The sequence below is a fragment of the Klebsiella terrigena genome (assembly GCF_006539725.1).
Classification (GTDB): Bacteria; Pseudomonadota; Gammaproteobacteria; order Enterobacterales; family Enterobacteriaceae; genus Klebsiella; species Klebsiella terrigena.
Map to the genome: position 1 here is coordinate 258,520 of NZ_BJNO01000005.1, position 10,282 is coordinate 268,801.

A 10,282-nucleotide genomic window follows, 5' to 3' on the forward strand; every position below is an offset into this window, starting at 1 on the left:
CCCCTCAGCCAGCACTATCATGAAGATGACCCCAGATATTGCGCAAAACCTTCAGCCGCACCGCCAGTTTTTGGTGGCCTTCAGCGGCGGCCTCGATTCAACGGTTCTGCTCCACCAGCTGGTCTGCTGGCGCGCGCAGGATCCGACGTTAAGGCTGCGAGCTATCCATATTCATCATGGCCTGAGCGCTAACGCCGACGATTGGGTCGCGCACTGCCAGCAGCTGTGCCGGCAGTGGCAGGTCCCGCTGGTGGTCGAGCGCGTGGTGCTGGCGGATACCGGTCTGGGAGTCGAGGCGCACGCCCGGGAGGCGCGCTACCGGGCCTTCCGAACGGCGCTCGAGCCGGGAGAGGTGCTGGTGACGGCCCAGCATCTCGACGATCAGTGTGAAACCTTCCTGCTGGCGCTCAAGCGCGGCAGCGGCCCGACCGGGCTGTCGGCGATGGCCGCCTCTTCCGCCTTTTCTGACACGCTGCTGCTGCGTCCGCTGCTCAATACCCGCCGGGAAGCGCTACACCAGTGGGCGCTGCGCCATCAGCTCAGCTGGATTGAGGATGAGAGCAACCAGGACGATACCTACGATCGCAACTTTCTGCGTTTGCAGATTATTCCTCGGCTTAGCGCCCGCTGGCCGCACTTCACCGAGGCAGTAGCCCGCAGCGCCGACCTCTGCGCTGAACAGGAGAGTCTGCTGGACGAGATGCTGGCAGAAGAGCTGGCGTCGTTGATGGCGGATGACGGAACCTTAGCGATTGAACCCCTGGCCGCCGTGAGCGCCGCGCGTCGCGCCGCGCTGCTGCGCCGCTGGCTGGCATGGCACAACGCGCCGATGCCATCCCGCGAGATGCCGGAACGGATCTGGCGTGAGGTTGCCCAGGCGCGGGAGGATGCGTTTCCCTGCCTGCGTCTCGGTGACTTTACCGTTCGCCGCTACCGGCAGCGGCTGTGGTGGGTGAAATATCTCCCCAGCCAGACGGAGGCGGTGCTCTCATGGCCCGATAGCCGTCAGCCTCTGCGGCTGCCGGAGGGGATGGGCGAGCTGTCGCTGTTTGCCGGAGGACCGCTGCGCGCTCCGCTCGCCGGCGAAGCGGTGACGGTGCGCTTTCGCGCCAGCGGCAATCTGCATATCGTCGGTCGTCACGGCGGGCGCAAGCTGAAGAAAATCTGGCAGGAGCTGGGTATCGCGCCCTGGCGCCGCGATACCACGCCGCTGCTGTTTTACGGCGAAACGCTTATTGCTGCCGCGGATTTGCTGTTTATTACCCGTGAAGGGGAAGCGCAGGATAGCGAGGGCGTACGGCTGGTATGGAGGAAAACGGGCGGCTAAGCCACCCGTTTTTATTCAGGACTCACTCACCACCACGGTACCGATTTCCGGGTGGCTGAAGCTGGCGATAGTATCGAGGCGTAGCTCGCGACTGTTGTCGCCAAGTTCCACCACCAGATACTCGATATTTTTGCGCGAGATAAGATCGTTTGCCTTCGCCTGCAGCTGCTCACCATCTTTGAGCGCCAGCGTCAGCACCAGATGATGCTGGCAGGCAAGTTCGAGATTGTCATAATCATCGCAGTTGATGGGTTGATAAGTATCATTCATTGACATAATCGCTCACCAGTAAGTTTGCTGCCGCATAGGCGGCCTTTTCCCTGACTGACTCCGAAAGGGCCTCATCCGCCGCAATTTCATTCAATACTTTCAACACGCAACCCAGCGCATTCGGGATATACCCCAGGTCTCCGCTGGCTATTTCCGCATACCGCTTGCGTATTAACTCACAATATTGGTCCACATGCCCTCCTGTCAGTATTCTGACTCAACCGTGGGATGCAAGTTTAAGCCTACGAAGATAAACTCTGTTTAGCAAGGTGACTATACCATAGTCATTTAAGCAATATCAGCAGGATGAAAAGGGATCCCTCGATTGTCGACAGCCTTTTGTCGCCAGTTTCGCTACAATGTACGCCATTTTTTTCAGGAGTTTTTTCATGGCGCTGAAAGCGACGATTTATAAAGCGACGGTAAATGTAGCCGATATGGATCGCAACCGGTTTATTGATGCCAGCCTGACGCTGGCGCAGCATCCGTCTGAAACCCAGGAGCGCATGATGCTGCGCCTGCTGGCGTGGATTAAGTATGCCGACGAGCGGCTGCAGTTTACCCGCGGCCTCTCCTCGGATGACGAGGCCGAGCTGTGGCTGCTCAACGATCATCTGGGCGTCGAACTGTGGATTGAGCTCGGATTACCGGACGACAAGCGGATTAAAAAAGCCTGCTCGCGTTCGCAGGAAGTCGCATTGTTTGCCTACAATAGCCGGGCGGCCGAGGTTTGGTGGCAGCAGAATAAGAGTAAAATGGCGCAGTTCAGCAAGCTGACGGTCTGGTATCTGGACGATGCGCAGCTGGAGCAGCTCAGCGCCTTTGCCGATCGCACGATGATTTTGCAGGCCACTATTCAGGACGGCAGCATCTGGTTATCCGACGCTAAGAATAATCTGGAAATTCATTTGACGGCCTGGCAGCCGGCGGCATGATTACCTTTAGCCGCAGCGTCTCTATTGCGGAGGATGAAGTCTCCCTGACGGGGATCCGCGCGCAGGGCGCGGGCGGTCAGCACGTGAATAAAGCGTCAACCGCGATCCACCTGCGCTTTGATATTAAGGCTTCGAGCCTGCCGGAGTACTACAAGGAGCGTTTGCTCACCGCCAGTCATCACTTAATTTCTGCCGACGGTGTGGTTATCATTAAGGCTCAGGAATACCGCAGCCAGGAGATGAATCGCGAAGCCGCGATTGCTCGCCTGATTGCGCTGATACAAGAATTAACCGTAGCGCAAAAAAGTCGCCGGGAAACGCGACCAACCCGAGCATCAAAAGAGCGTCGGCTTGCTTCTAAGTCGCAAAAATCATCGGTCAAAGCGCTGCGTGGGAAAGTTCGTCAGTAGGCAATGCGACGAACGGGTGGCATGGATTATAAGGAATTTACAGTGAAGAAAATCATATTCTCAGTGGCGGCAGCCTGTTCGCTCTTTGCGCTGTTTGGCTGCAATCATCGGGCAGAAGTTGAGACGCTGCAGCCGGCGGCGATGACGGAGCTGAAGCCGATGCAGCAGAGCTGGCGCGGGATACTGCCGTGCGCCGATTGCGAAGGCATCGAAACCTCGCTGTTTCTCGAAAAAGACGGCAGCTGGGTGATGAATGAGCGCTACCAGGGCGTGACCCGCGAGCCGTCATCGTTCGCGTCGTACGGGACCTGGGCCCGCACCGCGGATAAGCTGGTATTGACCGATAGCAAAGGGGAGAAATCCTACTATCGCGCGAAGGGCGACAAGCTGGAGATGCTCGATCGCGAAGGCAACCCGATTGAGTCAACGCTGAACTATACCCTCGAGTCGGTGAAAGCCAGCCTGCCGACCACGCCGATGGCGATGCGCGGCATGTATTTCTATATGGCGGATGCGGCGACCTTTACCGATTGCGCCACCGGCAAACGAACTGCGGTTGCCAATAATGCTCAGCTTGAGCGTGATTATGCCGCCGCGCGCGGAACGGATACGCGTCCGGTGCTGCTGGTGGTGGAAGGGCACTTTACCCTCGAGCCTAACCCTGACAGCGGTGAAATGGTGAAAACGCTGACGGCGGATAAGGACGTGAAGTTTATCCCCGGCAAAGAGTGTGGCCAGTAAAAAGTAGCACCGATAAAAAAGGCCTCGCAGATGCGAGGCCTTTTTGCATTCAGGCGCGGAATTAACCTTTAATGGCGTTAACCAGATAGTTCACGATGTCGCCCGTTTTGATCAGCTGTTTTTCACCGACGCGACGATGCTTATATTCGATATCGTCGTTGTCGAGGTTGCGGTCGCCCAGCACGATGGTGTGCGGAATACCGATCAGCTCCATATCGGCAAACATCACGCCCGGACGCTCTTTGCGGTCGTCCATCAGGACTTCAATGCCCTGGGCGCGCAGTTCGCTATACAGCTTCTCGGCCAGCTCCTGCACGCGGTAGGATTTGTGCATGTTCATCGGCAGAATCGCCACCTGGAAAGGCGCGATAGCTTCCGGCCAGATGATGCCGCGATCGTCATAGTTCTGCTCGATAGCTGCGGCGACCACGCGGGTGACCCCAATGCCGTAGCAGCCCATCGTCAGCACCTGGTTACGGCCATCTTCGCCCTGCACCGACGCGTTCAGCGCCTGGGAGTACTTGGTGCCCAGCTGGAAGATGTGGCCGACTTCGATGCCGCGTTTGATCAGCAGCGTACCCTGACCGTCCGGGCTCGGGTCGCCGGCGACAACGTTACGGATGTCGGCGACTTCCGGGGTGGCAACGTCGCGATCCCAGTTGATGCCGAAGTAGTGTTTGCCATCAACGTTAGCGCCAGCGGCGAAATCGCTCATTGCCGCCACGGTACGGTCGATAACGACCGGAACCGGCATGTTGACCGGACCGAGAGAGCCAGGGCCTGCTTTGACGATCGCGCGGATCTCTTCTTCGGTGGCGAAAGTCAGCGGGCTGGCAACCTGCGGCAGCTTCTCCGCTTTGACTTCGTTCAGCTCGTGGTCACCGCGAACCAGCAGGGCAACCAGCGGATAAGCGCTGCCTTCCACTGCTTTAACCAGCAGCGTTTTCACGGTCTTCTCAACCGGCAGATTAAACTGCTCAACCAGCTCGGCGATGGTTTTGGCGTTCGGCGTATCGACCAGCGTCATTTCCTGAGCGGCGGCGGCGCGCGGCTCTTTCGGCGCAATGGCTTCGGCAAATTCGATATTGGCGGCAAAGTCGGAGCTGTCGGAGAAGATCACGTCATCTTCGCCGCTCTGCGCCAGAACCTGGAACTCGTGCGATGCGCTTCCGCCGATAGAGCCGGTGTCAGCCTGTACCGCGCGGAAATCGAGACCCATGCGGGAGAAGATTTTGCTGTAGGCGGCATACATCGCGTCGTAGGTTTCCTGCAGCGATTCCTGAGTCGTATGGAAAGAGTAGGCGTCTTTCATCAGGAACTCGCGCGAACGCATCACGCCAAAGCGCGGGCGAACTTCATCGCGGAACTTGGTCTGGATCTGGAAGAAGTTCAGCGGCAGCTGCTTATAAGAGTTCAGCTCGTTGCGGATCAGGTCAGTGATCACCTCTTCATGCGTCGGGCCGAGGACGAACGGGCGATCGCCGCGATCGACGAAGCGCAGCAGTTCCGGACCGTATTGCTCCCAGCGACCGCTCTCCTGCCACAGGTCTGCCGGCTGAACGACCGGCATAGACACCTCGATAGCACCGGCGTTGTTCATCTCTTCACGCACGATGTTTTCGACTTTTTTCAGAACGCGCAGGCCGGTTGGCAGCCAGATGTATAATCCGGAGGCCAGCTTGCGGATCATCCCGGCGCGCAGCATCAGCTGATGGCTGATGACTTCGGCGTCGGCAGGTGTCTCCTTTTGTGTGGAGAGCAGATATTGGCTAGTACGCATGTTGTTACGGTTCCATTTGGACGATCGGAACAGGCTGGAGGGCCAGCCTGAAACAAAAAAAGTGGTTTAGTTTACCAGTGTGGCAAAGATGCCAAAAGAGAGGAAAATAAAATTAGCGTGGTTCCAGAGAAAAGACTTCAAAACCGGACGCAATCACGCGCCAGCGCACGTTAAAATCGAGCAGCCAGACGGCGTAAGTTTTTCCTGCTTCTTCCTCTTTACGATAGGCCGGACGCGGGTCCTGCGCCAGAACTTCGCGAATGAACGCCTTAAGCTGCGGATAGCGCTTTTCCAGCAGGGCAAGCTGCGCGTCCATCTCTGGCGTAAAGCTGACCGTCATTTCAGCCAGCGGCGCCTGCTGGGCGTAGCTGGCGCTGGCATCCGGCAGTGCTTCGGCAAACGGAAGATAGGGTTTGATATCAACGACCGGCGTACCGTCGACCAGATCGAGGCTGCCGAGCTCAAGTATCACCCGATCTTTCTGGCAGCGAATACCCTTGAGCTCGACCAGCGACATGCCGATGGGGTTTGGCCGGAAGGTTGAGCGCGTGGCGAAAACGCCCATTCGCGCATTGCCGCCGAGGCGGGGAGGGCGCACGGTAGGCCGCCAGCCGCCGTCCATGGTTTGATGAAAAACAAACAATACCCACAGATGGCTGAAGTTTTCCAGGCCGCGCACGGCGTCGGCCTGGTTATAGGGGGGCAGAAGATGCAGCTCGCCGCCGCCGTTTTTAACCAGCCCGGGCTGGCGAGGTACGGCAAACTTTTCTTTATACGGCGAGCGAATAACACCTATCTGCGCAAACTCAAAAGAACTCATTGCGCCGAAACGTTAAGCGCAGAGCCAAGGCAAACGGCCTGGCGATAGCATCCTGGCGTACCGCTGGTGACTTCGCATCTGTGCAGCAAGACCGCGTTAGCTTTCATTTTCGCAGCATTAATTTGCAGACGCTTGCGGGCGGTAGGGATGTTCGGCGGTGAATCCTGATTTGAGGCCTGGCATGACTCACCGGTGACTTCACCCAGATCGCGGAAAGGCTTGCCGACCAGCGCTGACGCATCGGTATAGATTCTTACCGGTGCCGGGCGCACGGCCTTGGGTTTTGCCGGTTCCGATTTGGCAGGTGCCGTTGCCGTGCTTTGTACAGGTTCGACGGGAGATCTGCTTAGCATAGAGCAACCGCTTAACATGAGTGCTAACAAACAGATCGGTAAAGCACGCATAGTATTTCCTCAATGAATAATAAAACAGGGCGCTATTGAATCAGGTGCTTGCATAAATGACAAGACGGGCATAAAGCCCGTCCTGAATGATATTACGGTGAAAAAAGATTACCAGCCTTTCACTGCACCGCCGTTAAAGATTTTATTCGCGGCTTCAAAAACTTCATCGCTCTGGTATGCCTGAACAAATTTCTTAACATTTTCCGCGTCCTTGTTGTCTTCGCGAGCAACAATCAGGTTGACGTACGGAGAGTCTTTACCTTCGACAAAAATACCGTCTTTTGCCGGGGTCAGGCCAATCTGGCTTGCATAGGTGGTATTGATAACCGCCAGGGCAATCTGCGCATCGTCGAGGGAGCGCGGCAGCTGCGGTGCTTCCAGCTCAACAATCTTCAGGTTTTTCGGGTTCTCAATGATATCCAGAGAGGTCGGCAGCAGGCCAACGCCTTCTTTCAGCTTGATCAGACCCGCCTGCTGCAGCAGCAGCAGAGAACGGCCGAGGTTAGTCGGATCGTTAGGAATGGCAATCTGGGAGCCCGGCTGCAGTTCGTCGAGGGTTTTAATTTTCTTGGAGTAGCCGGCAATCGGATAAACAAAGGAGTTGCCGACGGCGACCAGCTTATAGCCGCGGTCTTTAATCTGCTGATCGAGGTAAGGCTTGTGCTGGAAGGCGTTAACGTCGATGTCGCCTTTGCTCAGCGCTTCGTTCGGCAGAACGTAGTCGTTGAACGTAACCAGCTCAACGTCGAGACCATATTTCTCTTTAGCGACTTTCTGCGCCACTTCAGCAACCTGCTGCTCAGCACCGACGATGACGCCGACTTTAATATGGTTCGGATCTTTTTCATCCTGACCGCAGCCCACCAGAGCCAGAGAACCGATCAACGCACCTACTGCCGCAAAGGTTTTAAAATTAAAGGCCATGCTATTTCCTTCCTGTAAGAGTCTGTGTGTACACGCGTCGCCCAGGCCGCGCGGAGGCGCCCTGAACGATGTTGTGTCGATAATGTTATTTGTGAGTCACAGCCCGGACGATACGGTCGCCAGAGAATTGAATTAAATAAACCAGAATAACCAGTAATACCAGCACGGTATTCATTACCGTGGCGTTGTAGCCGATGTAGCCGTACTGATAGCCAATCTGCCCCAGACCACCGGCGCCGACCGCGCCGCCCATGGCGGAATAACCGACCAGGGTAATGAGCGTAATCGTCGCGGCGTTCACCAGACCCGGCAGCGCTTCAGGCAGCAGGACCTTACGCACGATCTGCATCGGCGTGGCGCCCATCGCGCGGGATGCTTCGATAAGACCCGTTGGGATCTCAAGCAGCGCGTTCTCCACCATACGGGCAATAAACGGCGCGGCGCCAACCGTCAGCGGCACAATGGCTGCCTGCAGGCCGATGGACGTACCGACAATCACGCGGGTAAAGGGAATCATCCACACCAGCAGGATAATAAAAGGTATAGAGCGGAAGATGTTCACCAGCGCCGACAGGGTTCGGTAGAGTTTGGCGTTAGCGGCAATCTGCCCCGGGCGGGTGACGTACAGTAGCACGCCTACCGGCAGGCCGAGGACAAAACCGAAAAAGCCGGAGACAAAGGTCATTGCCAGCGTTTCCCACACACCGCGCAACAGCAGCCAGATCATTGCCTCAGACATATCCCAGTACCTCTACTTTTACATGATTTTCCTGCAGCCAGGCGATTGCCGCCTGGGTGTCTTCCTGCGTGCCGTGCATCTCGGTCAGCATAATGCCGAACTTCACGCCGCCGGCGTAATCCATCTGCGCGCTGATAATGTTGTTATTTACATTAAAGCGGCGGGCGGTTTCAGAGAGCAGCGGAGCATCGACGGAGTGGCCGGTAAACTCCATGCGCAGCATCGGGACGCTATCGGGGAGCGCGGTTGGCTTCAGGCGTGCCTGATAGTCATCCGGAATATCCAGATGCAGCGTTGATTGAATAAACTGCTGTGCCAGCGGGGTTTTTGGGTGAGAGAAGACTTCGCTCACCGTATCCTGCTCGATCAGCTGCCCGTTGCTGATGACCGCGACGCAGTCGCAGATGCGTTTGACGACGTCCATCTCGTGCGTGATCAGCAGAATCGTCAGGCCGAGGCGGCGGTTGATATCCTTCAGCAGCTCCAGAATGGAGCGGGTGGTCGCCGGATCCAGCGCGCTGGTGGCTTCGTCACACAGCAGAACCTTCGGATTACTGGCCAGGGCACGAGCAATTGCCACGCGCTGCTTCTGTCCGCCCGAGAGGTTGGCCGGGTAGCTATCATGCTTGTCGGACAGGCCGACGAGATCCAGCAGCTCGGTCACGCGGCGTTTAATCTCCGCCGGCGGAGTATTGTCCAGCTCGAGGGGGAGCGCCACGTTGCCGAAAACGGTACGTGATGACAGCAGGTTAAAGTGCTGGAAAATCATGCCTATCTGGCGACGTGCGCGGGTGAGCTCCTTTTCAGAAAGCGCGGTAAGCTCCTGCCCACCCACCTGTACGCTGCCCTGGGTTGGACGCTCAAGGAGGTTTACGCAACGAATCAGCGTACTCTTACCGGCGCCGGATGCGCCGATAACGCCGTAAATTTGCCCGGCGGGAACATGCAGGCTGACATCGTTCAGCGCCTGTATGGTGCGGTTCCCCTGCTGGAACACTTTGGTGATATTCGAAAGTTTAATCATCAGTTATTTATTATCGTTTAGCCGTTTGCCGTGGCATTTTCTTCTGCCGTGTCCAGGCGATGCCTGTCAATGAAATGGATGTTAAGGCATCCAGACGTCTAAATCAATCCGACTCTGTATAATGAGCACTTTCTTGCATCAGGAAACATGCGATACTAATCAGACTAGCCTTTATCAGGAGTAAACCGGTGGCACAGTCAGTACCCGCAATTTTTCTCGACCGTGATGGCACGATTAATGTCGATCACGGCTATGTCCACGAAATCGATAATTTTGAATTTATCGATGGCGTAATTGATGCAATGCGTCAATTAAAGGAGATGGGCTTCGCCCTGGTGGTCGTCACCAACCAGTCCGGTATCGCTCGCGGTAAGTTTAGCGAAGCGCAGTTTGAAACGCTGACCGAATGGATGGACTGGTCGCTGGCCGACCGCGGCGTCGATCTGGACGGTATCTACTATTGTCCGCATCATCCGCAGGGCACCGTTGAAGAATACCGCCAGACCTGCGATTGCCGTAAGCCGCATCCGGGGATGCTCATCTCCGCGCGTGACTACCTTAATATAGATATGGCCGCTTCTTATATGGTAGGCGACAAAGTTGAAGATATGCAGGCAGCTCTGGCGGCGGATATTGGCACTAAAGTGCTGGTGCGCACCGGCAAGCCGGTCACGGCTGATGCGGAAAGTGCCGCTGACTGGGTGCTTAATAGCCTTGCAGACCTGCCCGCAGCCATCAAAAAGCAGCAAAAATAAGCGTTACGTATAAAAGATGAGCGGTTGAAATAAAATTGTATTTTTCCGCTTGTCATTCCCGGCGGGCTCCCTATAATGCGCCTCCATCGACACGGCGGATGTGAATCACTTCACACCAACTAGCCGGTTCGGTTGAAGAGAAAAAATCCTGAA

The 10,282-nt window shown here is 56.5% G+C and carries 13 protein-coding genes; 5 read left to right on the top strand and 8 right to left on the bottom strand.

The genetic code is table 11. The features are described 5' to 3' along the window. Positions 1 to 25: 25 nt before the first annotated feature. A complete protein-coding gene (gene tilS, locus RTE01_RS09260) occupies positions 26 to 1,327 on the top strand; it encodes a tRNA lysidine(34) synthetase TilS (RefSeq protein ID WP_141334935.1) in 1,302 nt (433 codons plus the stop codon). Positions 1,328 to 1,342: 15 nt separating this feature from the next. On the opposite strand, the gene rof is transcribed toward tilS, so the two are convergent. Further along, a complete protein-coding gene (gene rof, locus RTE01_RS09265; protein ID WP_041144145.1) occupies positions 1,343 to 1,603 on the bottom strand; it encodes a Rho-binding antiterminator in 261 nt (86 codons plus the stop codon). Further along, positions 1,590 to 1,790, bottom strand: a complete 201-nt coding sequence (locus tag RTE01_RS09270; protein ID WP_041144146.1) for a YaeP family protein — start codon at positions 1,788 to 1,790, stop codon at positions 1,590 to 1,592. Before RTE01_RS09270 ends, rof begins: the two co-directional genes overlap by 14 nt. 196 nt (positions 1,791 to 1,986) lie before the next feature. Between RTE01_RS09270 and RTE01_RS09275 the strand changes: the two genes are divergently transcribed. From RTE01_RS09275 to nlpE, 3 genes are read left to right on the top strand one after another with little or no spacing between them, the layout of a single operon-like run. Beyond that, the gene (locus RTE01_RS09275) at positions 1,987 to 2,532 is read left to right on the top strand and encodes a YaeQ family protein (RefSeq protein ID WP_041144147.1); all 546 of its coding nucleotides are present in this window, start codon (positions 1,987 to 1,989) and stop codon (positions 2,530 to 2,532) included. Further along, complete coding sequence (gene arfB / locus RTE01_RS09280) at positions 2,529 to 2,942, top strand: alternative ribosome rescue aminoacyl-tRNA hydrolase ArfB (protein ID WP_041144148.1); 414 nt, start codon at positions 2,529 to 2,531, stop codon at positions 2,940 to 2,942. Before RTE01_RS09275 ends, arfB begins: the two co-directional genes overlap by 4 nt. A 42-nt stretch (positions 2,943 to 2,984) precedes the next feature. Then, entirely contained in the window at positions 2,985 to 3,683 is a 699-nt protein-coding gene (gene nlpE, locus RTE01_RS09285) for an envelope stress response activation lipoprotein NlpE (RefSeq protein ID WP_123552781.1), read from the top strand. 61 nt (positions 3,684 to 3,744) lie between these two features. On the opposite strand, the gene proS is transcribed toward nlpE, so the two are convergent. The 6 genes from proS to metN all read right to left on the bottom strand — a co-directional run bounded on the left by proS (position 3,745) and on the right by metN (position 9,374). Next, on the bottom strand, positions 3,745 to 5,463 hold the full coding sequence (gene proS / locus RTE01_RS09290) for a proline--tRNA ligase (RefSeq protein WP_041144150.1): 1,719 nt from the start codon (positions 5,461 to 5,463) through the stop codon (positions 3,745 to 3,747). 112 nt (positions 5,464 to 5,575) lie between these two features. Next, positions 5,576 to 6,283, bottom strand: coding sequence for a tRNA (N6-threonylcarbamoyladenosine(37)-N6)-methyltransferase TrmO (gene tsaA, locus RTE01_RS09295; protein ID WP_041144151.1), 708 nt, complete (start codon positions 6,281 to 6,283; stop codon positions 5,576 to 5,578). Then, positions 6,280 to 6,687, bottom strand: a complete 408-nt coding sequence (gene rcsF / locus RTE01_RS09300) for an Rcs stress response system protein RcsF (RefSeq protein WP_041144152.1) — start codon at positions 6,685 to 6,687, stop codon at positions 6,280 to 6,282. Before rcsF ends, tsaA begins: the two co-directional genes overlap by 4 nt. Positions 6,688 to 6,795: 108 nt before the next feature. Further along, positions 6,796 to 7,611: a MetQ/NlpA family lipoprotein gene (locus RTE01_RS09305; protein ID WP_041144153.1), complete on the bottom strand. Its 816-nt coding sequence runs from the start codon at positions 7,609 to 7,611 to the stop codon at positions 6,796 to 6,798. 85 nt (positions 7,612 to 7,696) lie between these two features. Continuing rightward, a complete protein-coding gene (locus RTE01_RS09310; RefSeq protein ID WP_041144154.1) occupies positions 7,697 to 8,350 on the bottom strand; it encodes a methionine ABC transporter permease MetI in 654 nt (217 codons plus the stop codon). Then, positions 8,343 to 9,374, bottom strand: a complete 1,032-nt coding sequence (gene metN, locus RTE01_RS09315) for a methionine ABC transporter ATP-binding protein MetN (protein WP_041144155.1) — start codon at positions 9,372 to 9,374, stop codon at positions 8,343 to 8,345. Before metN ends, RTE01_RS09310 begins: the two co-directional genes overlap by 8 nt. Before the next feature lie 188 nt (positions 9,375 to 9,562). Between metN and gmhB the strand changes: the two genes are divergently transcribed. Further along, positions 9,563 to 10,129 (top strand): D-glycero-beta-D-manno-heptose 1,7-bisphosphate 7-phosphatase, encoded by a 567-nt coding sequence (gmhB, locus tag RTE01_RS09320; protein WP_041144156.1) that lies wholly within the window; start codon positions 9,563 to 9,565, stop codon positions 10,127 to 10,129. Positions 10,130 to 10,282: the final 153 nt, after the last annotated feature.

Coding starts and splice junctions, on each gene's coding strand:
- tilS (WP_141334935.1), top strand. CDS start 26: ATGACCCCAGATATTGCGCAAAACCTTCAGCCGCACCGCCAGTTTTTG.
- rof (WP_041144145.1), bottom strand. CDS start 1,603: ATGTCAATGAATGATACTTATCAACCCATCAACTGCGATGATTATGAC.
- RTE01_RS09275 (WP_041144147.1), top strand. CDS start 1,987: ATGGCGCTGAAAGCGACGATTTATAAAGCGACGGTAAATGTAGCCGAT.
- arfB (WP_041144148.1), top strand. CDS start 2,529: ATGATTACCTTTAGCCGCAGCGTCTCTATTGCGGAGGATGAAGTCTCC.
- proS (WP_041144150.1), bottom strand. CDS start 5,463: ATGCGTACTAGCCAATATCTGCTCTCCACACAAAAGGAGACACCTGCC.
- tsaA (WP_041144151.1), bottom strand. CDS start 6,283: ATGAGTTCTTTTGAGTTTGCGCAGATAGGTGTTATTCGCTCGCCGTAT.
- rcsF (WP_041144152.1), bottom strand. CDS start 6,687: ATGCGTGCTTTACCGATCTGTTTGTTAGCACTCATGTTAAGCGGTTGC.
- RTE01_RS09305 (WP_041144153.1), bottom strand. CDS start 7,611: ATGGCCTTTAATTTTAAAACCTTTGCGGCAGTAGGTGCGTTGATCGGT.
- RTE01_RS09310 (WP_041144154.1), bottom strand. CDS start 8,350: ATGTCTGAGGCAATGATCTGGCTGCTGTTGCGCGGTGTGTGGGAAACG.
- metN (WP_041144155.1), bottom strand. CDS start 9,374: ATGATTAAACTTTCGAATATCACCAAAGTGTTCCAGCAGGGGAACCGC.